This window comes from Nocardia sp. NPDC056100, assembly GCF_042266325.1.
Taxonomy (GTDB): domain Bacteria; phylum Actinomycetota; class Actinomycetes; order Mycobacteriales; family Mycobacteriaceae; genus Nocardia.
This window is the reverse complement of sequence record NZ_JBHJVY010000004.1, coordinates 121,060-142,618: the sequence shown is the minus strand read 5'-3', so window position 1 is coordinate 142,618 and position 21,559 is coordinate 121,060. Positions and strand designations below refer to the sequence as shown.

General features: G+C 67.5%; 20 protein-coding genes and 1 pseudogene. 8 read left to right on the top strand and 13 right to left on the bottom strand.

Annotated elements, in window-relative coordinates:
- Positions 1–5: 5 nt before the first annotated feature.
- Both ACFC0O_RS31275 and ACFC0O_RS31270 read right to left on the bottom strand, forming a co-directional pair.
- Entirely contained in the window at positions 6–1,985 is a 1,980-nt protein-coding gene (locus ACFC0O_RS31275) for a hypothetical protein (RefSeq protein WP_375964252.1), read from the bottom strand.
- On the bottom strand, positions 1,982–2,974 hold the full coding sequence (locus tag ACFC0O_RS31270; RefSeq protein ID WP_375964250.1) for a hypothetical protein: 993 nt from the start codon (positions 2,972–2,974) through the stop codon (positions 1,982–1,984). Before ACFC0O_RS31270 ends, ACFC0O_RS31275 begins: the two co-directional genes overlap by 4 nt.
- 119 nt (positions 2,975–3,093) lie before the next feature.
- On the opposite strand from ACFC0O_RS31270, the pseudogene ACFC0O_RS31265 reads away from it, so the two are divergent.
- The 6 genes and pseudogenes from ACFC0O_RS31265 to ACFC0O_RS31240 form a co-directional block, all read left to right on the top strand.
- Positions 3,094–3,885, top strand: a pseudogene (locus ACFC0O_RS31265) (hypothetical protein); the annotation flags it as partial.
- 249 nt (positions 3,886–4,134) lie between these two features.
- Positions 4,135–4,875 carry a hypothetical protein gene (locus ACFC0O_RS31260; RefSeq protein WP_364649155.1) on the top strand — a complete coding sequence of 247 codons (741 nt, stop codon included), beginning with the start codon at positions 4,135–4,137 and terminating at the stop codon, positions 4,873–4,875.
- Positions 4,876–4,937: 62 nt separating this feature from the next.
- A complete protein-coding gene (locus ACFC0O_RS31255) occupies positions 4,938–5,483 on the top strand; it encodes a hypothetical protein (RefSeq protein ID WP_375964247.1) in 546 nt (181 codons plus the stop codon).
- A gap of 149 nt (positions 5,484–5,632) precedes the next feature.
- A complete protein-coding gene (locus ACFC0O_RS31250; RefSeq protein WP_364649161.1) occupies positions 5,633–6,094 on the top strand; it encodes a hypothetical protein in 462 nt (153 codons plus the stop codon).
- A 14-nt stretch (positions 6,095–6,108) separates the two neighbouring features.
- Complete coding sequence (locus tag ACFC0O_RS31245) at positions 6,109–6,579, top strand: hypothetical protein (RefSeq protein WP_364649164.1); 471 nt, start codon at positions 6,109–6,111, stop codon at positions 6,577–6,579.
- A 186-nt stretch (positions 6,580–6,765) separates the two neighbouring features.
- On the top strand, positions 6,766–7,182 hold the full coding sequence (locus ACFC0O_RS31240) for a hypothetical protein (protein ID WP_375964245.1): 417 nt from the start codon (positions 6,766–6,768) through the stop codon (positions 7,180–7,182).
- Between the two features lie 138 nt (positions 7,183–7,320).
- Here the strand turns inward: ACFC0O_RS31240 and ACFC0O_RS31235 are convergent, their stop codons facing one another.
- The 3 genes from ACFC0O_RS31235 to ACFC0O_RS31225 all read right to left on the bottom strand — a co-directional run bounded on the left by ACFC0O_RS31235 (position 7,321) and on the right by ACFC0O_RS31225 (position 9,811).
- A complete protein-coding gene (locus ACFC0O_RS31235; protein WP_364649170.1) occupies positions 7,321–8,010 on the bottom strand; it encodes a response regulator transcription factor in 690 nt (229 codons plus the stop codon).
- Entirely contained in the window at positions 8,007–9,254 is a 1,248-nt protein-coding gene (locus ACFC0O_RS31230; protein ID WP_364649173.1) for an ATP-binding protein, read from the bottom strand. The genes ACFC0O_RS31235 and ACFC0O_RS31230 overlap by 4 nt, the downstream gene beginning before the upstream one ends.
- A gap of 164 nt (positions 9,255–9,418) precedes the next feature.
- A complete protein-coding gene (locus ACFC0O_RS31225) occupies positions 9,419–9,811 on the bottom strand; it encodes a winged helix-turn-helix transcriptional regulator (protein WP_375964241.1) in 393 nt (130 codons plus the stop codon).
- Between the two features lie 88 nt (positions 9,812–9,899).
- On the opposite strand from ACFC0O_RS31225, the gene ACFC0O_RS31220 reads away from it, so the two are divergent.
- Positions 9,900–10,565, top strand: a complete 666-nt coding sequence (locus ACFC0O_RS31220; RefSeq protein WP_375964239.1) for an NADPH-dependent F420 reductase — start codon at positions 9,900–9,902, stop codon at positions 10,563–10,565.
- Between the two features lie 4 nt (positions 10,566–10,569).
- Here ACFC0O_RS31220 and ACFC0O_RS31215 read toward each other — a convergent pair whose 3' ends face one another.
- The 7 genes from ACFC0O_RS31215 to ACFC0O_RS31185 all read right to left on the bottom strand — a co-directional run bounded on the left by ACFC0O_RS31215 (position 10,570) and on the right by ACFC0O_RS31185 (position 19,538).
- The gene (locus ACFC0O_RS31215) at positions 10,570–12,603 is read right to left on the bottom strand and encodes a CocE/NonD family hydrolase (RefSeq protein WP_375964236.1); all 2,034 of its coding nucleotides are present in this window, start codon (positions 12,601–12,603) and stop codon (positions 10,570–10,572) included.
- Positions 12,604–12,735: 132 nt separating this feature from the next.
- On the bottom strand, positions 12,736–14,787 hold the full coding sequence (locus ACFC0O_RS31210) for a CocE/NonD family hydrolase (protein WP_364649182.1): 2,052 nt from the start codon (positions 14,785–14,787) through the stop codon (positions 12,736–12,738).
- A gap of 276 nt (positions 14,788–15,063) precedes the next feature.
- Positions 15,064–15,801: a phosphoglyceromutase gene (locus ACFC0O_RS31205; protein WP_375964233.1), complete on the bottom strand. Its 738-nt coding sequence runs from the start codon at positions 15,799–15,801 to the stop codon at positions 15,064–15,066.
- Positions 15,802–15,806: 5 nt separating this feature from the next.
- Entirely contained in the window at positions 15,807–16,688 is an 882-nt protein-coding gene (locus tag ACFC0O_RS31200; protein WP_375964230.1) for an ROK family protein, read from the bottom strand.
- A 10-nt stretch (positions 16,689–16,698) separates the two neighbouring features.
- On the bottom strand, positions 16,699–17,268 hold the full coding sequence (locus tag ACFC0O_RS31195; RefSeq protein ID WP_375964227.1) for a YbjN domain-containing protein: 570 nt from the start codon (positions 17,266–17,268) through the stop codon (positions 16,699–16,701).
- Positions 17,265–18,632: a D-inositol-3-phosphate glycosyltransferase gene (gene mshA, locus ACFC0O_RS31190; protein ID WP_375964224.1), complete on the bottom strand. Its 1,368-nt coding sequence runs from the start codon at positions 18,630–18,632 to the stop codon at positions 17,265–17,267. Before mshA ends, ACFC0O_RS31195 begins: the two co-directional genes overlap by 4 nt.
- An 81-nt stretch (positions 18,633–18,713) precedes the next feature.
- Entirely contained in the window at positions 18,714–19,538 is an 825-nt protein-coding gene (locus ACFC0O_RS31185) for an alpha/beta fold hydrolase (protein WP_375964221.1), read from the bottom strand.
- A 51-nt stretch (positions 19,539–19,589) separates the two neighbouring features.
- Between ACFC0O_RS31185 and ACFC0O_RS31180 the strand changes: the two genes are divergently transcribed.
- Positions 19,590–20,321: an SDR family NAD(P)-dependent oxidoreductase gene (locus tag ACFC0O_RS31180; protein ID WP_375964218.1), complete on the top strand. Its 732-nt coding sequence runs from the start codon at positions 19,590–19,592 to the stop codon at positions 20,319–20,321.
- Positions 20,322–20,326: 5 nt separating this feature from the next.
- Here ACFC0O_RS31180 and ACFC0O_RS31175 read toward each other — a convergent pair whose 3' ends face one another.
- The gene (locus tag ACFC0O_RS31175) at positions 20,327–21,553 is read right to left on the bottom strand and encodes a cytochrome P450 (protein ID WP_375964215.1); all 1,227 of its coding nucleotides are present in this window, start codon (positions 21,551–21,553) and stop codon (positions 20,327–20,329) included.
- Positions 21,554–21,559: the final 6 nt, after the last annotated feature.

Genomic DNA, 21,559 nt, shown 5'->3' with positions numbered 1-21,559 from the left:
CCTGCTCAGTTCGTACTGAGTAGAAAGGCTAGCGGTCCCAGCGTCACAAAGACGCCTACGACGACGGCAATCACAGTGCTGAAAATGTCATCGGTGCGCCGCAACACACGAACGAGCGCGACCAAACCGAGGATCACGATCATCGCCAGCGCCAGGGCAACCCACGGGAGCATTTCCCACATGCGCTCGAAACCCTTGAACAGCAACATGCCCGCGACCGCCGCGCCCAGACTCTGCCCGCCGAGCACCAGCCACTGACGGCGGTTCTCGTCCTCGGTGGCGAGCCGCGCTCCGGCCGCCCGCGGCGACGCGGATTTCCTTCCGGCGGTGAGCGATCCGGCGCGCGCGGTGAACTTCGAGGTGAGCGCCGAGAAGCGCTCGGCCACCGAGGTACGCGGCTCGTCGTCGTAATCGTCATCGTCGTCGTAGTCGTCGTCATCGTCGAGCGGGGAGTAGACGTCGGTCAGATGCTCATCCGGATCCGGATGGTCGTCATGGTGACCGCGACGGCGCGAACCGGCGGCGCGCCGTTTGCCGCCGCGCCGCGAATCCTGTTCCGCGCGTTGATCTTCCCGCTCGAGCGCATTGTGCAGCAGATCCCCGGCAACCGTACCGCCGGACACCAGCTGCTGATCCTGATCCGGGGAGGTCCAGGCCGTGGTCGGAATGGCGGCCTGATCGCGCGGATCGGGCTGCGGGGCGGGCGCGCCGTCCCCACGTCTTCGCGCCGACCACGCGGGCAGCGACCCGCGACCGGATTCGGCCGCGGCGCGACCGGCGTCGCGGCCGCCGCGACCGTTGCGGCCCGCGTCCTGTCCGGCTCGGCCGTTGCGGCGATCGTCCCGGGGCGGGGCGGGCGGTTCGTCGTCATGCCACTGCTCCGGCTCCTGCCAGGACTGCGGCTGTGGCGGCTGCGGCTGGCGCGGTGCGTCCTGCTGCCAGTCGGCCTCGGGACGGCGCGCGCCGTTCTGCCACGGCTCCGGCTGCCGCCGCGGATCCTGCTGCCACGGCTGCGGTTCCGGTTGCTGCCACTGCTGCGGTTCGGGCCGGGCGGGTGGGGCGCTCTGGCGTTCGGCCTCGGCCGCGCGCTGCGCCTCGGCATGGCGGCGGGCCGAACGGGACAGCGGCGGGGCGGCGGGAGCGGCCTGCGTGGGAGGCGGAGCGAGCGACGCGGCCGCGGGATCGAAGCCCGGGGTGCGCGGTTCCGGCGACCAGGCGGGTGCGGCGTCGAATTGGCGGGCGCGGCCCGCGCTGTCCAATGCGCCCATGGCGCTGTCGTTTCCGGCGGGCGCGCCGTCGGAGCGGCCACCCCGGAAGGGGCGCACCTCGTCGGTGGTGTCGTCCTCGGGATCGAAGCGGCGGCGTCGGCCGCCCTCCGGGCGCGGTGCGGCGGACGGGTCCTCGAGCTCGGCCAGCGATACGTCGGCATCGAGCGGGTCGGGCTTGCGGCGACGGCCCGAGCGGGGCTGCTCCGGGGCGGCGTGGCCGTTGGAAAGGTCGGAGCCGCCCGACCATTGGTAGCCGGACGGCTCGGGTAGCGAGGGGGGTTCGGGGGCGGCGAGCGGGTCGTAGTACGAGATGGGGCCGGAGAGCGGGGAGTAGGCGGGCTCTGGATCGGCGGGGGCGGTGTACCCGGAGTAGTCCGGGAAGTCGGCCTGCGGGGTGGGCGAGCTATAGGAAAAGTCCGAGTACTCCGGAAAGTTCGAGTAGTCAGAATAATTCGAATAGTTTGAATAGTCCGATTCGCCCGAATTAGGTTGGGCCGTGGGAGCTGCCGCGGCGCCCTCGGGCGCGTCGTCCCCTTCATCCGATGCCGCGTGCGAGGACGAACCATTCCGCACCACAGGCATATCGCCGGTCAGATCCGCGACCGAAATGCCGCGCCCACTCCGACGTCTGCGCCCGCCGCCCGCATTGGGCGCCGCGCCCTGCCCGTTGCGCGCCAAGAGCTCGGCTACGGACAGTTGACTTATATCCTCGGTCATCGAGACACCGTTTCGATCGTGCCCGGCTGGCCACCGTTCGGTCCGCCAGTTATCGGTTCGCTACCCAGGTCGGTATCAAGTTTTCGCAGGATCAATCCCTCACGCAGTGCCCAGGGACAGATTTCCAGCGTATCCAGTGACAATGCCCGCATACTCGCCTCCGCGACCAGCGCGCCGGCCACCAATTGCTGTGACCGATCGGAACTCACGCCTTCCAATTCTGCCCGGTCCGCGGCTGTCATTCTCGATATGAACGCAATCAGTTGCCGCAGGCCGGAACTCGTGAGGGTACGCCGCACCCGCGGACCCGCGGCAGAGGGGGCGGCGCCGGTCAATCTGGCCAGCGAACGGAACGTTTTGGACGTGCCCACCGCCAGATCCGGGCGGCCGACCTCCAGCAGCTGTTTGGACGGCAGCACCAGCTCGGCGTCGAGCCAATCGCGCAGCACCGCCACCCGGCGCTTGCCCGGCGGATCGTGCCGCAGCCAATCCCGGGTGAGCCGCCCGGCGCCCAGCTGCAACGAGAGAGCGACATCGGGTTGCTCATCCGCGCCATTGCTCATTTCGAGCGAGCCGCCGCCGATATCCAGATTGAGGATTCGCCCCGCGCTCCAGCCGTACCAGCGGCGCACCGCCAGGAAGGTGTGGCGGGCCTCCTCCGATCCCGTCAAGACCTGGAGATTGACCCCGGTCTCCGAGCGCACCCGGGCCAGCACCTCTTCCGAATTCGCCGCCTCGCGGACCGCGGATGTGGCGAAGGCCATCAACTCCGCGCACCCGGAAGTCTTTGCGATACTTGAGAATTCGGCCACTGTCGCGGTGAGCCTGGCGGCTCCCGCGGGCGTGATCCGACCCTGGTCGTCCAGGCTCTCCGATAGCCGCAACGTGGCCTTCGTAGAGCTCATAGGCATCGGGTGGCCACCGCGATGCGCGTCCACCACCAGCAGGTGGACGGTATTACTTCCCACATCGAGTACACCTAGCCGCACAAGAACACGGTACTGGGTGCGTCACGACTTCAGGCCAGGCGACTGAGCTGTTAGCGTTCCGCGGTGTGACGGCAGGTGCATCCGCGAGTGGCCCGACCGGGCTGCGACCAGCGGCGAAGATCGACCCGGCTCCCGAAGTAGAGCTCGACTTCCCGCGTGAGTGGATCGAGTTCGTCGACCCAGCTAATGACGAGCATTTGATTGCCGCCGATATGACCTGGCTATTGTCGCGCTGGACGTGCGTTTTCGGCACTCCGGCATGCCAGGGCATCATCGCCGGGCGCGAGGATGACGGCTGCTGTTCGCACGGCGCGTTCCTCTCCGATGAGGAGGATGGCAAGAAGCTGGCCCGGGCTGTGAAAATGCTCACACTCGAGGATTGGCAGCTGATGCCGATGGCCCAGGACGACAAGGGCAAGGTCCGCAAGAAGCTGTATCTGGAAGAGGACGACCTCGACGACGAGCCCGCACTGCGCACCCGGCGGGTGGACGGCGCGTGCATCTTCCTCAACCGTCCCGGGTTCGACAAGGGCATCGGCTGCGCGCTGCACACCATGGCGCTGCGCGAGGGCCTGGAGCCGCTCACGGTCAAGCCGGAGGTGTGCTGGCAGCTGCCGATTCGCCGCACCCAGGACTGGGTGGACCGGCCGGACGGGGTGGAGATCCTGCGGACGGTCATCGGCGAGTACGACCGGCGCGGCTGGGGGCCGGGCGGGTTGGATCTGAATTGGTACTGCACCGGATCCCCGGACGCGCATGTCGGCACCCGGCCGGTGTGGCAGGCGTACGCGCCCGAGTTGATCGAACTGCTCGGCCAGCCCGCCTACGACGAGTTGGCACAGCACTGCCGGCGGCGGCAGGGACTGGGGATCGTGGCGGTGCATCCGGCCACGGTTATCGCCGAGCAAAAGGCCGCGGACGAGGCCGCCATCGCCGACAAGGCGGCCGAAAGCGTGCGCGCGGCCGCCGCGAAGGCGGATAAAACGGTCGGCGCGGGGAGCGCGGCGGCCAAGCCCGCGACCGGGTCGAAGAAGGCCACGGCCACTAAACGGGGTTAACAGAACTCGCGGGTAACTTTCTGAAAGTACCTATTTTCACTTCACTGCTCACCTACTGTGCGACGGACCCACATCCTGTGGGTCGCAGCACAGGAGAAGCACATGAGCAACACCCCGCCCAACCGGCGCGTCCTCGGCGCGGGCCTGGCCGGACTCGCCGTCGCGACGGGCGTCATCGCCGTCCTCGCGGCGCCCGACGCCCCTGCGGCCAACGCCGCGGTCAACTCGATCAGCGTGTCGAGCCTGGACCTGAAGGTCGGCAACACCTACACCCTCAACGCCGATCTCGGCGGCGCCTCCATCGGCCTGCTCATCTACTGGAGCGATAACGGCACCAACCTCACCCCGGCCGGCAAGGTGCCCTGGCCGGTGGGGCACGCCAGTCTGGACTGGACGCCGAAAACCGTTGGGCAGCATGTGATCACGGCATCACAGGGCAGCAGCACCAAATCGCTCTCGGTGACCGTGACGGACGGGTCCACCCCGACCACCACCGTGCCGCCGACCACCACGGTCCCCCCGACCACGGTGCCGCCGACGACCGAGCCGCCGACCACGACGGTGCCCCCGACCACCACGGTCCCGCCCACGACCACGGTGCCGCCCACCACCGAACCGCCCACCACGACGGTGCCGCCGACCACGACGACACCGCCCACCACGGTGCCGCCGACGACCGAGCCGCCGACCACCACGGTCCCCCCGACCACCACGGTCCCGCCGACCACGACGCCGCCGACCACCGAACCTCCGGTGACGACCACGGCTCCGCCGACGACGACCACCAAGCCCAATGGCGGCGGCACCGGCAGCTCGAACGGCCTGCTCCCGTTCGGTCTCTGACACCGAACCTTTCGAAATCCCCTGGGGCGCGGATTCATCCCCAGGTATGCACAGGAGAAACCATGCGCAGTAACAACTCTCGCCGCACGCTCGGCGCGGGCATCGCCGGGCTGACCGTGGCCGCGGGTGCGGCCGTCGTCGTCGCGATGTCCCCGTCCGCCCAGGCCACCGTGGACACCGTCAGCATCGCCGGGTCGGACTTCCGGGTGGGCAACACCTACACGCTCAGCGCCGATCTGAGCGGTGCGAGCATCGGCCTGCTCGTGTACTGGAGCGATAACGGCAATGACTTCAGCGGCGCGAAGGTGCCGTGGCCGGTGGGGCACGCCTCCATCGACTGGACGCCGACCACGCCCGGACAGCACATCCTGACCGCGTCGCAGGGCGGCAGCACCAAATCGGTCGTGGTGAACGTGTCGAGCGGATCGACCACCACCCCGCCGACCACTCCCCCGACCACCCCGCCGACGACGCCGCCCACGACGCCGCCGACCACCACTCCCCCGGCGACGACTACCCCGGGTGGCGGCAGCAGCGGTAGCGGCACCGGCAGTCTCGGTTCCGGCAGTGCGGGCAAGCTGCTCGGCGGATTGCTCGGCAGCTCCTAGTTCCGGGCGCGGCGCGCGGGCAGTGCGGGCCGGGTAGAGGTGGGCGTGGCGGAAATCCCCGGGATCCGGCACGCCCACCGAAACCAATCGGACGCTTGCTCGAGTATTACGAAATAGCTACATTTCACTCACCGGAAGGAGATACACCCATGCGCATCGCACCACCGAGGATCACCGCCCGCCGAGCGGGTGCGGGGATCACCGGCTTCGCCGCCATCGCCGCGGCGGCCGTCATCGCGGCGCCAACGGCCTGCGCGGCGGTCGACACCGTCACCGTCGAAGGCTCGAACTTCCAGGTCGACACCGAATACACCATTTCGGCGACCCTCAGCGGCGCGTCCATCGGCCTGCTCGTGTACTTCAGCGATAACGGGCAGTTCATCGGCAGCCCCAAGGTGCCGTGGCCGGTCGGGCACTCCAGCATCACCTGGAAGCCGTCCACCAAGGGCCAGCACATCATCACCGTCGAACAGGGCGGCAGCACCCAATCCACGACCGTCACGGTGGCCGATAAGCCGTTAGGCTCGGGCAGCTCCAGCTCCGGCAGCGGTTTCGGACCCGCCGGACCGCTCGGCAGCGGCAGCAGCGGCACCACCGGCAACGGCAAGTGAACGGAACCACCAGCATGAACAGCATGTCCCGGCGACTCGGCAGCGGCGTCGCCGGTCTCGCCACCGCCGCCGCGATCATCGTCCTGGCCGCACCCCAGGCGAGCGCGACCGTGGACTCGATCACCGTGTCCGGCAGCGATCCGCACACCATCAACACCGAGTACACGCTCACCGCGAATCTCAGCGGCGCGGGCATCGGCCTGCTCGTCTACTGGACCGACAACGGCAATGACCTGAGCGGTCCCAAGGTGCCGTGGCCGGTCGGCTTCTCCAGCATCACCTGGAAGCCCACCACCCCGGGACAGCATCTGCTCACCGCCTCCCAGGGCGGCAGCACCAAGACCATCGCCGTGACCGTCACCGATCCGGCCAACCCGGGCACGCCCGGCGGCGGCAATCCGGGCACCCCCGGCGGCAGCTCCGGCAGCGCGAACAAGGCCCTCGGCGGCCTGCTCGGCGGATTGACCGGCAGCGCGGGCAGCTGACCCGGAAGTGACAGCGGTTACAGCGGGCGTTCGCGAGGCGGCGTCCGCTGGGCCGCGTTACAGGTGTGGCAACCGCGACAGGTGTACAGCGGGTGAACCGGCCCGAATCTCGGACGGCATTCGAATCAGGCTGCGCGGAAAGGTGTTTCGAAGATCTACCGGCGTCGTGACCTCGGAATGTGAGCGATGGGAAGTGCGCGCGACATCGGCTCGCTACTGCTGATTCACCGAAACGTGTTAGACATCCTGCCCATGATCAAGAAATCGCTCACCGTCGCCGCGCTGGCCGCCGGTGTTGTTCTCACCCTCGCGCCGCACGCCGGTGCCGATAACACCGATCCCGCCAAGTTCTCGGATGTCACCGCCAACTTCGTGCCGTACAACGACCTGAACGTGCTCAGCGCCAAGGACAGCGGCAAGCTGATCATCGTCAGCCCCTACGGCACCACCCGGACCATCGCCTGCCGCGGCAACGGCCAGGATGTGGCGTACTACGACTGCAAGCAGCAGGACGACCTGGGCTGGATCAACCTCGCCCAGCAGGACATCCCGGGCCTGGGCCCGGGCTGGGTCTACACGATGCAGTCCGACCCCGCCGCATAAGCAGCACAAGACAATTCACGCCCCGCTTCGATATCGAAGCGGGGCGTTTTGGTGGGGGCCGAGCATCGGAGCGGACGTTCCCGCACACCGCAGACCGCGCTCTCTTCGAATTTCGAAGAGAGCGCGGTCTTCTGGTTTCTAAGCCTCGAGCTTGTAGCCGAGGCCGCGGACCGTGACCAGGTGTTCCGGCTTGGCCGGGTCCGATTCGATCTTGGAGCGCAGGCGCTTGACGTGCACGTCGAGGGTTTTGGTGTCACCGACGTAGTCGGCGCCCCACACGCGGTCGATGAGCTGGCCGCGGGTCAGCACTCGGCCGGAGTTGCGGAGCAGGTATTCGAGCAGATCGAACTCCTTGAGCGGCAGGGTCACCGCCTTGCCGTTCACCTGCACCGTGTGGCGATCCACGTCCATGCGGACCGGACCGGCCTCCAGCACGCTGGTCTCACCGCCGCTGTCGGCCTCCTCGCCGACACCGCGGCGCAGCACGGCGCGGATGCGGGCGATGAGCTCGCGCGAGGAGTAGGGCTTGGTGACGTAGTCGTCGGCGCCCAGTTCCAGGCCGACCACCTTGTCGATTTCGCTGTCGCGCGCGGTCACCATGATCACGGGGACACTGCCGCGGGCGCGCAACTGCTTGCACACATCGGTGCCGCTCATGCCGGGCAGCATGAGGTCGAGAAGGACGATGTCCGCCCCGGACCGGTCGAACTCGGCCAGCGCGGACGGGCCGTCACCGACCACGGTGACCTCGAACCCCTCCTTGCGCAGCAGGAATGCGAGCGGATCGGCCAGCGACTCCTCGTCCTCGACGATCAGCACACTCGTCATCGGGTTGCCTCCACACCGTTGGTTCTGGCCCGCCCGAGGGGGCGCGGGCCGGTTTCCTTCTTCGCCGCCGGAATCCCGGCGGAAAGTCTTTTGTCGCCGCCATTGAGATCGGCGGGGTGGGACGGGATACGCAGGGTGAATGTGGACCCCGTGCCCAATTTGCTCCACAGGGTGACCTCACCGCTGTGGTTGGCCGCTACGTGCTTGACGATAGCCAGCCCGAGCCCGGTACCGCCGGTGGCGCGCGAACGCGCCTTGTCGGCCCGGAAGAATCTTTCGAAGACGCGTTCCTGGTCTTCCTTGGCGATGCCGATACCGCGATCGGTGACCGCGATATTCACGTGGCCCCCGCGCAGTGCCCGGCTCACCGAAACCTGCGATCCGCGCGGCGAATACGCGATGGCGTTCTCCACCAGGTTCGATAGCGCGGTCACCAGCAGGGTCTGATCGCCGATCACCTCGAGGCCACTGGTGGAATCGGTGCTCACCGTGATGCCCGCGGCTTCCGCGGCGGTCCGGGAGCGCTCGATGGCCTGGTTGACGACGCTGTCCACGTCGACGGCTTCGAGTTCGGGCAGTTTCTCCGCGCCCTGCAGGCGGGACAGTGCGATCAGCTCGGTGACCATCTTGCCCATGCGGCGGGCCTCGCCGTGCAGGCGTTCGCCGAAGTGCCGCACCGATTCCGGATCGTCCGCCGATTCCAGCAATGCCTCAGCCAACAGGCTCATGGCGCTCACCGGCGTCTTGAGCTCATGGCTGACATTGGCGACGAAGTCGCGGCGGGTGGCCTCCATGCGGGCCTGTTCGGAATCGTCGTCGGCGAAAAGGACCACGAAGTTCGGGTTCTCCTGCGACAGCGGCCTGGCAACACCCCGGACTGCGAGTCGCGCGCGGCCCGGCAGCGGGATTTTCGCGGTCAGCTCGAATTCGATATCGCTGCCGCCCGCGAGCACCTGCTGTACGGCGGCCCAGGCGCGTTCGTCGAGCAGCCGGTCGTGGACTATGCCCAGCTCCTCGGCCCGCGGGTTCACCAGCACCACATCGCGGTACTGGTCGACCACGGCGATACCGCTCTCGGAGGCGAGCACGATCAGGTCCAGGACCTGCGACATGGTCAGGCCCGAATCGGTGGCGGCGCGAATCCGCTCCTGCCGGGCATTGACATACGGAATGAGCAATCCACCGACTGCCAGTCCAACGACGGCCGCCAGGACTGCCAACAGCACGGCCTGTGGAACGCTCACGCTTTGAATCGTACGGTCGACTCAGCCGTCGCCAACCCCGGGTGCAGGAAGTTTCACGCAGGTCACAGGGGCTTCGACGGGAGTTGGCCCGCCGTTCACGCAATGTTTCGACTGGTCGGGGGCGGCGTTCGGCATTTTTGTGGCAAACACGAGGTAGGGCCGGTTCAGTCCTCGGGGTCGCCGTACAGGGCCACGCGGACGGCATCGCCGTGCCGATCGGCCCACACGCCCAGGGCCAGGATCGGGGTGAGCAGATCGATGCCCGCGGCCGTCAGCTCGTACTCCACGCGCGGGGGTGCTTCGGCGTAGCGGCGACGTTCCAGCAATCCCATCCGTTCCATGCGGCGCAGGGTCTGGGTGAGCATCTTCTGACTGATGCCGCCGATCGCGCGCTGCAATTCGATCGGGCGCAGCGGGCCTTCGCGCAGGGTGTAGACGATCACGGTCAGCCAGGAGTTGCCGAAGATGTCCACCGCCAGGCGGGCGGGGCAATCGGATTCGTAGTCCCCGTACTCCGGGAACTCCACCACCTCGGGCGCGGCCATCTCGATCGTCACGGTTCCAGCCTGCCAGCACCATTGCGCACCCGCGAGTGCGTATCGGAATTCCTAACGTCGAATTCGCAACCACGACACAGGAGTTCACATGCGAATCGGAATCATCGGCGCGGGAGCCATGGCGCGAGCCCTCGGCGGCGGCTGGGCCGCCGCCGGGCACGACATCGTGATCGGGGCACGCGATGCGACGAAAGCCCAGGAGGTGGTCGCGGAGATCAGGGCGCGGGACGGGAGTGACAATGCCCGGTCGACGAGTATCGCCGAGGCGGCGGAATTCGGCGAAGCGGTGCTACTGGCCGTGCCCGTCGCCGCCCTGACCGAAATACTCGAGGGGATCGGCCCGGCACTGACCGGCCGCATCCTCATCGATTGCACCAATGCCTTTCGGCCCGACCTCGGGACATTCACGCTGACCGAGGACGCCGTCGCCGAGCGCATCGCGGCCACCGTCCCGGACGCCCATGTGGTGAAGGGTTTCAACCTGTGCGCCGCCGAGGTCTATGTCGGGGCACAGCTCGAATTCGAAGGCCGCACCCTGCTGGTCCCGCTCTGCGGCGACAACCCGGACGCCATCGCGCGCGTCAGCTCATTGACCGAGGACCTGAAACTCCGGCCGTGCCACGCAGGCGGCCTCGCCCAGGCCCGGTACATGGAAGCAACCTCGGCGTTCGTGGTCGGACAGTGGTTCGGCGGCAACGACTCTCGCGCCATGTTCCCGCCGCTGGACGCGACCTTCGCCGAGGTGGACGAGTAAGCCCTTACCAGCCGGGGTTGCCTCGGACGGGGAGGTTCACGTAGCTCGGCTCGGCCGGGTCGAGGAGCAGGTGCTGTGGGAGCAGGCCGGAGTCGAGCAGGATTGCCAAGGGGGGCAGGCCCTTCGGGAAGTTGCCGGCGTAGACGTCGACGCGCAGGCGGTGGCCGGGTTGCAGGACGGCGTCTACGCCGGGGATGGAGATGTCCAGGGTGACCGGGACTCCGGGGATGGTGCGCCGGCGGGTGTCCAGGGAGATATCGGGGACGGGATCGGTGTAGTCGCCGTTGGGCAGGCGGGTGCTGCGGGATTCGTCGATGGCGCGGAGGGAGGCGACGAGCTGCCCGGAGGACAGGGTGATGGATTGTCCGTCGGGGGCGACGTCGTTGACGGTGGCGACCCAGTAGCCGTCGGCGGCGTCGTGCACCGTATTCAGGTGCACCGCAATGGGTCCGGAGATGGTGGTCGGCTCGGCGACCGGCGTGCTGGTGAAGGTCAGGCCGTTGGATTCCCAGATGCGCGAGTCCTTACCGCAGGCGTCGATGACCGAGATGATGCCGATGGTCTCCTGTGCCGCGTCGCGGGAGCACAGTCCGGTGAGACCCGGTGCGACGGTGAGGGTGTCGACGCTCTCGCCCGGTGCGCCGAACAGTGAACCGTCGTGCGCGCTGTGCCCGCCGGTGCCGCTGGGCGCGGCGGACAGGTACATGCGGCGGTAGTCGGTCTCGGCCTGCGGGAAGGCGGCGGCGGTGATCCAGCCGCCGCCCTGTTCCTTCATGGTGACCGGACCGTACCGGTCGATGCCGTTGTCGATTCCCTTGAGCCACTTGTCGAACCAGGCCCGTTGCAGCACATCCATGCGCGGCGGCAGGCCGGGGCGGCCGGATTCATTGCCGTTGGAGATGTGGTAGCCGTCGCCGACGAGGATCTGTTTCTGCCCGGGTGGCAACGGGATTCGCCGGTACACATCGGCCTGTGAGTTGACGAAGACGTCATGCCAACCGCTGGTGATGAAGGTGGGCACCGTGATTCGCGTCGGATCGGTTTCCCACGCCTGCCGCATATCGCTGCCGGACTCCAGCAGCGCCCGCAGTTTGGGGCTGAGCTGATCGATATTCGGTTGCAGGAACACTTCCAGGAACGCGTCCACGAAGGTGAACGGATCGGCCAATCTGTCGGCGAGCCAGCGCATATCGAACCGCCCCTGGAGCAGCGCGGTCATATCGGGAACGAGCTTGCCGCCGTTGACGGCCGCCAGCCACAGCGGCATGAAGGCCGCGCCGACGGCCCCGCCGGGTGCGACCAGATCGCGGAAGGGGTTGCGGCTGGGCACGACCGGGAAGATGGCCTTCAACGCGGGCGGCTGTTTCGCGGCCACCTGCAATTGGTTGAGTCCCGAGTAGGAGATGCCGCTCATCCCGATATCCCCGGTGGACCAGCCCTGCCGCGCCGCCCAGTCGATGACCTCGGCGGTGTCCTGTTGTTCCCGCGCCCCGAGCAGGTTCCAATCCCCTTGGGAGAAGCCGGTTCCGCGCACATCGACCACGACCTGGGTGTACCCGGATTTGATGAGCTGCCGGTCGACGGTGAAGGTGCGCAGCAGTCCCCCGCCGAGCGCCTTGGTGAGGTCGGTCAATCCCGAGATCGGTGTACCGGACAGATCGATATTCCGGAACGCCTGCACCAGCAGATCCGACAGTCCCGGCACCGAGAGCGCCGAATCCGCGATCATGGACCCGAGTTTCGTATAGGGCGTGAGGTTCACGATGGTCGGCGTCGGCGCGGTGATCGGCTGCCCGGACGCATCGGCCGGATGGTAGACGTTCCCCTTGAGCACGGTCCCGTCGCTCATGGTGATGGGCACATCCCAATCGATGTACACATTGGGATAAACCTGTGGATTATCTTCCGTCGCAGCCCATTCCGCGCCGGTGGCACCGCCGTCCGGGCCGACGGGTTCGGCGGCGGCGGTGGGTGAGACGAACTGCGTCAGCGCCACGGCGGCCGTCATGGCCACCGCGACTCGCAACAGGAGCGGCATGGTCGCCAAGCTAGGTGCGGAGACAACAGTCTGGGACAGTTTCCCCGGAAGTCCGTGAAACTGCACAAAAAAAGAAAAACCGAGTGTGCACGCCGTTGTGCACACTCGGATTTCAGGCCCGGAAGAGCGGAATCACCAGCCGGTGTTACCGCGAACCGGGACATTCACGAAGCTCGGACGATTCGGGTCGAGCTGCACATGCTGCGGCTTCAGACCGGTATCGATGAGCATCGGCAGAATCGGCAGGCCCTTGGGGAAGTTGCCCGCGAAAACGTCCACCCGCAACCGGTGTCCCGGCTGCAGCAGACCCTGGGTACCGCTGAGCGCGATATCGAGGGTGGTGGCCTCGCCCGGCACCGTCGGCTCACTCTTGTCCAGCGAGGTGAGGGCGCGGGGATCGGTGTAGTCGCCGTTCTCCGAGCGCGCGCTGTTGGCCTCGTCGATCTGACGCATGGACGCCATCATCTGCCCGGAGGTCAGCACGGTCGATTTACCGTCGGGCGCAACGTCATTGACGGTGACGGTCCAGTAGCCGTCGGCGGCGTCCTGAACGGTGTTGAGGTGCACCGCGATCGGGCCGGAGATGGTGGTGGCCTCGGCGACCGGGGCGCTGGTGAAGGTCAGCCCGTTCAGCTCGGCGACCCGTGAATCCAGCGCGCAGCCGTCGATGATGGACAGCACACCGGCGCTGCCCTGTGCGGCGTCATTCGAGCACAGCGTGGTCAAACCCATTGCGACACTGAGCCGGTCGGTATCGCCATTGGCCTCGGCGGTCAGCGAACCGTCGTACAGGCTGTTGGCGGTGCCGCTGCGCTGCGACGACAGGTACATGCGGCGGTAGCGCGCGGCCTCCTCCGAGGGCGCGGAGGTGCCGAAGCCGCCCTGGGTGATCCAGCCGCCGCCCTGCTGGCGCAGGGTGACCGGGCCGTACTTGTCGATGCCGTTGTCGATTCCCTTGAGCCACTTGTCGAACCAGGCGCGCTGCAGCACGTCCAGGCGCGGCGGCAGGCCGGGGCGACCGGCTTCCGACCCCGAGGTGACGTGGTAGGTGTTGCCCATGAGCAGCTGCTTCTGCCCGGCGGGCAGCGGAATCTCGTTGTAGATCTTGGATTCCGAGTAGGTGAACAGGTCGTGCCAGCCGCCGGTGACGAAGGTCGGCACCTGGATGCGGCTCGGATCGCCGAGCCAATCCTTGCGCTCGGACGACAGATCGTTGAGCATCGCCTTCACGCGCGGGTCGAGGCTGTTCATATCGGTGCTGGTGTACGCCGACATGAGCACGTCCAGATAGGTGAACGGATCGTCGGCGCGGTCCTGCAACCACTTGAAGTCGAACTTGCCCTGCGCGATCGAGGCCAGATCCGGCACCCACTTGAGCCCGTTGATGGCGCTCAGCCACAGCGGGATGAAGTTGAAACCGAAGCCGCCACCGGGCGCGAGCACATCGTCGACGAGGTCGCTGCCGGGCACGATCGGGAAGATGGCCTTCAGCGCGGGCGGCTGCTTCTCCGCGGCCTGCACCTGGTTGATGGCGCTGTAGGACAGTCCGTTCATGCCGACCCGGCCGTTGGACCAGCTCTGCTTGGACGCCCAGTCGATGGTTTCGACGGTGTCCTGCTGCTCGCGGCCGCGCAGCATGTCCCATTCGCCCTGCGAGAATCCGGTACCGCGCACGTCCACGACGACCTGCGTGTATCCGGATTTGATGAGCTGGCGGTCGACGGAGAAGTTGCGGAGTTCGCCGTTGCCCGCGGCATTCAGCAGTTCACCGAAGCCGGAGATGGGGGTGCCGGAGAGGTTGATGTTCCGGAACACATTGACCAGGGCGTCGCCCAGGCCGGGAATCGCGAAGGCGCTGTCCGCGACGTTCGACACCAGTTTGGTGTAGGGCGTCAGGTTCAGCACGGTCGGCGTGGGGGTGTCGATGGGGCGGCCCGAGGCGTCCGCCGGGTGATAGACGTTGCCCTTCAACACGGTTCCGTCGCTCATCGTGATGGGGACGTCCCATTCGATGAATACGTTCGGGTACTGCTGCTGACCGTCTTCGGTGGCGGTCCAGGCCGCTCCCGCCGCGCCACCGTCGGGACCGGCCGGAATCGGGGCCGCGTCCGCTGTGATGGCGGTCAAAGGAACGAAAAGAGTGGCTGCCGTGGCTAGCACAGTGGCCCGTAGCGCGTGCTTCATCGAACGTGATCTACCTCTCGCAAATGGTCGAACGTCCAGAGCATAACTACCGAGAAGTAAGTTGCAAACCCCGGTTACACGTACCGTTTTAAATGGGCAAATTCCGGCAAATTTGAAATGCCTTGCGGCGGAATACCCTACGGTGCCGTACTGAGAGGTGCATCACATCGTAAGTCATTCACGCTATGAATAAGCGTGAGACACGAATTGTCCGGAGAAATGAAAAACGCGCTGTAGCCAAGTAATCCGGCTACAGCGCGTTCGCGTTACTTACTGTTACTTGCCACCCTGATTGGCGACGGCGGCGGCACCGGCGGCCGCGGCCTCCGGATCCAGGTACTCACCCGGGCCCAGCGGGCGCAGGTTCTCGTCCAGCTCGTACTTGAGCGGAATACCAGTGGGGATGTTCAGCTCGGCGATCGCGTCGTCCGAGATGCCCTCCAGGTGCTTCACCAGCGCACGCAGCGAATTACCGTGCGCCGCAATGAGAACCGTCTTACCGGCGGTGACATCCTGGGAGATGGTGTCCTCCCAGTACGGCACCATCCGAGCCACGACATCCTTGAGGCATTCGGTCAGCGGCACATCGATACCGGCGTAGCGCGGATCGGCGTCCTGGCTGTATTCGCTGCCCGCCTCGATCGGCGGCGGCGGGGTGTCATAGCTGCGGCGCCACAGCATGAACTGCTCGTCGCCGTACTCGTCCTTGATCTCCGCCTTGTTCTTGCCCTGCAGCGCACCGTAATGCCGCTCGTTCAGACGCCAATCGCGCACGACCGGAATCCAATGCCGGTCACAGGCGTCGAGCGCGTTATTGGCGGTGCTGATGGCACGGCGCAGCAGCGAGGTGTAGACGATATCGGGCAGAATCCCGTGCTCGGCCAGCAATTCACCGGCACGCTTGCCTTCGGCGACACCCTTATCCGTGAGACGGACGTCCACCCAGCCGGTGAACAGGTTGAGGGCATTCCATTCGCTCTCGCCGTGGCGCAGCAGCACGAGGGTGTACGTCATGGGGGTCATCTTTCCACGAGCAGCGCGGCGCCCACGAGGGTGGCCTGATCAGTGAGTTCGGAGGGAACGACACGGAGCTCACGCAGGAATGTCAGCCGCGCGTGCGCGGCGGCCGACTCGCGCAGCGGACCCCAGAGCGGCTCCCCCGATTGCGCGAAGCCGCCGCCGATGACGACCAGATCGGTGTCGAGCAGCGCCGCCGCCGACGCGACCGCCGCCCCGATGGCGGTGCCCGCGCGATGCAGCGCCGCCACCGCGATCTCGTCCCCGGCGTGCGCGGCTTTCGACAGTTCGATTCCGGTGCTGCCGGTCCATCCCTGCCCGCGCGCCCAGCGCACCGAGGATTTCCCGCTGGCCACGGCTTCGACGCAGCCGAAACCGCCGCAGGCGCAGGGCTCTTCGTTACCGGGAACGATGATGTGGCCGATATGCCCGCCATTTCCGGTGCGGCCCATGACAACCCGGTCATCGGAGATGACGCCGCCGCCGATCCCGGAGGACACCGTCAGCGCCAGCACATTCGGCACCCCGCGCGCCGCGCCGAAGCGCTGTTCGGCCAGCACCAGGCAGACGCCGTCGATGGCGAACCGAATCCTCGCGTCCGGGAACAACTCCCGGACCGCGTCCACCAGCCGGAAACCGTCCACCCACTCCGGGATATTGAGCGGTCCGGTCACGCCGGTGCGCACATCCACCGGTCCGGCCGCGCCGATGCCGACCGCGGTCACCTCGGCGGTGCCCGCGACGGTCAGCAGCAGTTCCAGACAGGCCGTCCAGACCTTCGTCTCGGGAACCTGGATGCGGCGGACGGATTCCACTCCGCCGTCCGCGCCGACAATGCCCGCCGCGAATTTCGTCGCACCGATATCCAGCGCCAATGCCACCATGGCGGGGAGACTACAGCTTGTCCTCGGCGTCGACGAGGTGTTCGAAGGCACGCAGGTTCTTCAGCGATTCCCCGCGCGAGACCCGCCATTTCCATTCCCGGCGAATGGATTCCGCGAATCCCAATTCCAGCAGGGTGTTGAAATCGGCGTCCACGGCCTCGAGGATCTGACCGAACCAGGTGTCGAGTTCATCGGGGGTGACGGCGTGGTTGGACAGGCGGCCCACCAGGTAGATATCGCCGACCTTGTCGATCGTGTACGCCACGCCGTAGAGGCGGCGATTGCGGCGCAGCAGGAATTTGTAGACGCCCTCGAAATTCTCGTCCGGTTTACGGCAGACGAAGGATTCCATGCGAATGCCGTGCTTGCCGACCGTGACGCCGATGACCGTCTTGAGTTTGCGCTCACCGGGCAGCACCACCACGAAGGTGCCGTCGGCCTCGCGCGAGTATTCGATCTCGCGGTCGCGCAGCGTCTGGTCGACGATCCGCGCGGTGGCCTCGGCCCCACCGGGATTCGACTGTGCCCCTGCACCGTTCGAAGGCGCGGCGCTATCACCCGGTTGTACGGGGTCGCTCATCGGCGTACGGCTCCCATCCGGCGCCGCCAGAGCGCCAGTGATCTGGCTTGATTGGTTTCGGTGTGCACGCTACCGGTGCGATTGCGGCGGTCCCGGGACTGGCCGAGCGCGGCGGCGTAACTGTCCAGCATGCCGTCGGCGGTATGCGCCCAGGAGAAGTTCGCGGCGTGTTCGACCGCGGCCGCGCCCATCACGTCCAGGCGGCCCGGATTCTCCAGCAGCGAGCGCAGCGCGCTCGCCCACTCGGGGGTGCGGTGGCCGGGCACCAGCAGCCCGGTGACGCCGTCGCGCACGGCCGTGCCGAGCCCGCCCACATCGGCGGCCAGCACGGGGGTGCCGCTGGCCTGCGCCTCGATGGCGACCAGGCCGAAGGATTCGTTATAGCTGGGCACCGCCACCAGATCCGCCGCCCGGTACACCTGCACCAGGCGATGCGGCGGCTGCGGCGGCAGGAAGGTGACGCGATCGGAAATGCCCAGTGCCGCAGCCAATTCGATGAGCGCGTCGGGGCGCTCCAGGCCACTGCCGGAGGGCCCGCCGACGATCAGCACGCGCAGCGGCCGCCCGGGGCGCTGCGGTAGCGCGGCCTCCTCGGCCAGCACCTGTGCGGCCGCGCGGACCAGCACGTCGGGTGCCTTCAACGGCTGAATTCGCCCGATGAAAGCCACGATTCGCTCATTGTCGGGCAGGCCGAGTTCGGCGCGCGCGGCGGCGCGATCACCCGGGCGGTACCTGTTCAGGTCCGCGCCGGGCAGCACCACATCGATGTGTTCGGGATCCGCGCCGTACAGCTCGACGAGCTGCCGGGCTTCCTCACCGGTATTGGCGACCAGCCGGTCCGCCTCCGCGACGATCTGCTTCTCACCGATCACGCGGGCGGCCGGTTCGGGGGTGTCCCCCTCGGCCAGATACAGATTCTTGACCGCGGCCAGGGTGTGCGCGGTGTGCACCATCGGCACCCGCCAGCGATCGCGTGCCAGCCACCCCACCTGTCCGGACAACCAGTAGTGCGAATGGATCAGGTCGTAATGCCCGGGCAGATGCCGGGCCTCCTGCCGCAGCACCTCACCCGCGAAGGGGCACAGCTGGGTGGGCAGATCATGCTTGTCCAGACCCTCGAACGGCCCGGCCACGACATTGCGAACCAGCACCCCCGGCGCGGCTTCCACCAGGGGTTCGTCATTCGAGGAGGTGGCCCGGGTGAAGATCTCCACCTGGGTACCGCGGCGAGCCAATTCGATGGCCGTCTGCAGGACGTACACATTCATGCCGCCGGCATCGCCGGTACCCGGTTGGGCCAGGGGTGAGGTGTGCACCGATAGCACGGCAATCCGATTGGGCCGTAGGTCGGAACGTTGACTCACTACACCAGTGTGCACGCCCGCGGTAAGCGAATATACGTGGGTTACCCGACCTAGTGACCTCTCTCACATGGGAAGCCCCGGTCAGGACAGGGTTTCGACGAAGCCGGTGAGCTCTGCCACGAAGCGTTCAGGGTCCTCGATGAACAGGCCGTGCTGGGCTTGCGGCCAGAACGAGGTGCTCGAATTCGGGACGGTATCGGCGATGTACCGGCCGTTCTCGACCGGCACCACCGGGTCGGCCTCACCGTGCATGACGAAGACCGGGACATCGAGGTTCGCGAGGGTTTCGGTGTTGTCGACCGTCCGATAGAACAGCGCCTTGCGCACCCGGGGCAGGGTCGCGACGCTGCCGCCGAACAGGCGCTGGGCATCGCCGCCCTTATCCCGGCCGGGACCGGTATTGGCATTGCCGAAGGCCGCGAAACCGCGCATGGCGCGACCGGCGCTCTCCTCGAACACGTCCGGAATGGCCTTCTGCATGGCCGGGCCGGTCGCGGCCCCGGGCACGTTCTTGCCGATACCGGCCTGAGAACCGGTGTAGACGACGCCCGCGACGGCGGCGGTGCCGTAGGCGGTGAGGTAGTCGCTGAGCACGATGCCGCCGTAGGACCAGCCGAGCAGCACCGCACCGGCGGAGATGCCCTCCGCGGCCAGCACGGCCGCCACATCGGCGGCCCAGTTCTTCGGATCGTCGTATCCGGCGTCGGGGGCGTCGGAGTAGCCGTGCCCGCGCAGATCGAGGGCGATCACCCGGAAACGCCCGGCCAGGTCGTCGGCGGCGCGGCCCCAGCAGCGCAGGGTTCCGGACCAACCGTGCAACAGCACCAGAGGTCGTGCGCCTTCGGGTCCGGTGACCCGGTAAACGATATTCGTGCCGTCCGCGCTGACCACTTCCCGAATTGCCATACCGGTCAGGCTAACCGGGAGCGTTTTCCGACCCTTGCCTAAGCTCATGACATGAGCATTCGTACCGCTGTTGTGACCGGGGCAAGTTCGGGAATCGGGGAGGCTACTGCCCGGGAGCTCGCGAAGCAGGGGTACCACGTGTACGTCGGAGCGCGGCGGGTCGATCGGCTGGAGAAGCTGGCCGCGGAGATCGGCGGCACGGCGCTGCCGCTCGATGTCACCGACGAGGAGTCGGTGCGCGCGTTCACCGAGGCGATCGGCGCGGTCAACGTGCTGGTCAACAATGCCGGTGGCGCAAAGGGTTTGGCCTCGGTCGCCGACGCCGATCTGGATGACTGGCGCTGGATGTGGGAGACCAATGTGCTGGGCACGCTGCGCCTCACCAAGGCGCTGCTGCCCAAGCTGATCGCCTCGGGCGACGGCCTGATCGTCACCATCACCTCGGTGGCGGCGATGACGCACTACGACAACGGTTCCGGCTACACCTCCGCCAAGCACGCGCAGGCGGTGCTGCACCGGACCCTGCGTGGTGAGCTGCTGGGCCAGCCGGTGCGGCTGACCGAGATCGCGCCCGGTGCGGTGGAGACCGAGTTCTCGCTGGTGCGCTTCGACGGTGACGCCGACCGCGCCGCCAAGGTGTACCAGGGCATCGATCCCCTTGTGGCGCAGGACATCGCCGAGATCATCGGCTTCGTCGCCTCGCGCCCGGCGCACGTCAACCTGGACACCATCGTGGTGAAGCCGCGCGATCAGGCCGAGGCCGGCCGCTTCGCGCGCCGCTGAATCCGCTAGGGCAGCAAGCGAATTCGCAGGGTCTCGTAGGTGGGGATGAAAACCTTTCGGCGGTAACGCCGTTCGACGATCTCCCACGGGCGGCCGTTGGCGGTCAAGGCTTCCAGCAGTGACGTCAGCTCCGAGTGCACCAGTTGCAGCCCGACGCAGAGGTGACGGCCGCCGCCGAACCACAGCTGCCGGGTCTCGGGGTTGTAGTCGCGGTCGATGCTGAACGGCCCGGCCGCGTTGTTGATCGACCAGGTCAGGATTTTGACGTGCTCGCCCGCGCGCAGCTGCCGCCCCGCGACCTCCACATCACCGATCACCGACCGCCCGACCAGATAGGCCGGACTGGTGACGCGCAGCGTCTCGCGCACGGCATCGGGCATGCGCTCGGGCCGTGCGATCAGTTCCCGGTGATCACCGCTGTCGTGCAGTAGCGCGACCATGCGGGTCATGGCGCTGGCGAGGGTGTCGGTTCCGGCGACGGCCATGAGAATGGCCAGGCCCGAGGCGTGTTCGAGTTCCAGGCCGAGTTCACGGCAGCGGCCGAGCGTGGTGGCGGGATCGGCGCGTTCGTAGGCGTCGGGCACCGAGGTGGCGAGTTTGGTGGCCAGGGTGCGGGCGCGCGCCACGGCCACCGGGTCCAGGGTGGTTGACGCCATTGTCCCCATGGCGAGGTTGACCAATTCCTCGACGTGTTCGAACAGGATCCGGAAGGGCTGGTCCGGATCATCGCTCTCGTCGAGCGCCGCGCCGTCCTCGGCGAAGATGGCGGCGATATCGGCGGGCCGCATGCCGACCAGATCGGAGACGCTGCGCCCGACCAGCACGCGCGCGCGTTCGGCGATGTCCACGGTCTTACCGTCGGCGAGGTCGGCGGTGATCTGCTTCAGCGCGGGTCCGAGCACCCCGTCCACCAGGGCATCGGTGTGCGCGGCGGTGAACAGGTCGCGGACCTTGGTGCGCAGCGCGGTGTGCCCGGGCCCTTCGAACAGGTCCTCGACCCAGTCGCCGATGACCTGCGCCCACCAGTGCCCGGCCGCGCCCTCGGCGACGATGCTGAAGTGGTTGCTGTCATTGAAGATCTGCCGCGCGACCAGGGGATCGGCGACGAACCAGCCGAGTTTGGGCAGTTTGCGGATGGGTTTGGCGGCGCGGCCCGCCAGCAGGACGGCGGGCAGCCAGGGTTGACCGGCGGCGAGCAGCGTCAGTTCGTGCCGGGTGGCTGCGTTGATCATGTTGCG

Bases quoted from the DNA above. Each gene is read 5' to 3' on its own strand.
- ACFC0O_RS31275 (WP_375964252.1), bottom strand. From the start codon at position 1,985: ATGACCGAGGATATAAGTCAACTGTCCGTAGCCGAGCTCTTGGCGCGC.
- ACFC0O_RS31260 (WP_364649155.1), top strand. From the start codon at position 4,135: ATGAGCAACACCCCGCCCAACCGGCGCGTCCTCGGCGCGGGCCTGGCC.
- ACFC0O_RS31255 (WP_375964247.1), top strand. From the start codon at position 4,938: ATGCGCAGTAACAACTCTCGCCGCACGCTCGGCGCGGGCATCGCCGGG.
- ACFC0O_RS31250 (WP_364649161.1), top strand. From the start codon at position 5,633: ATGCGCATCGCACCACCGAGGATCACCGCCCGCCGAGCGGGTGCGGGG.
- ACFC0O_RS31245 (WP_364649164.1), top strand. From the start codon at position 6,109: ATGAACAGCATGTCCCGGCGACTCGGCAGCGGCGTCGCCGGTCTCGCC.
- ACFC0O_RS31240 (WP_375964245.1), top strand. From the start codon at position 6,766: ATGGGAAGTGCGCGCGACATCGGCTCGCTACTGCTGATTCACCGAAAC.
- ACFC0O_RS31235 (WP_364649170.1), bottom strand. From the start codon at position 8,010: ATGACGAGTGTGCTGATCGTCGAGGACGAGGAGTCGCTGGCCGATCCG.
- ACFC0O_RS31220 (WP_375964239.1), top strand. From the start codon at position 9,900: ATGCGAATCGGAATCATCGGCGCGGGAGCCATGGCGCGAGCCCTCGGC.
- ACFC0O_RS31215 (WP_375964236.1), bottom strand. From the start codon at position 12,603: ATGCCGCTCCTGTTGCGAGTCGCGGTGGCCATGACGGCCGCCGTGGCG.
- ACFC0O_RS31210 (WP_364649182.1), bottom strand. From the start codon at position 14,787: ATGAAGCACGCGCTACGGGCCACTGTGCTAGCCACGGCAGCCACTCTT.
- ACFC0O_RS31205 (WP_375964233.1), bottom strand. From the start codon at position 15,801: ATGACGTACACCCTCGTGCTGCTGCGCCACGGCGAGAGCGAATGGAAT.
- ACFC0O_RS31200 (WP_375964230.1), bottom strand. From the start codon at position 16,688: ATGGTGGCATTGGCGCTGGATATCGGTGCGACGAAATTCGCGGCGGGC.
- ACFC0O_RS31195 (WP_375964227.1), bottom strand. From the start codon at position 17,268: ATGAGCGACCCCGTACAACCGGGTGATAGCGCCGCGCCTTCGAACGGT.
- ACFC0O_RS31185 (WP_375964221.1), bottom strand. From the start codon at position 19,538: ATGGCAATTCGGGAAGTGGTCAGCGCGGACGGCACGAATATCGTTTAC.
- ACFC0O_RS31180 (WP_375964218.1), top strand. From the start codon at position 19,590: ATGAGCATTCGTACCGCTGTTGTGACCGGGGCAAGTTCGGGAATCGGG.
- ACFC0O_RS31175 (WP_375964215.1), bottom strand. From the start codon at position 21,553: ATGATCAACGCAGCCACCCGGCACGAACTGACGCTGCTCGCCGCCGGT.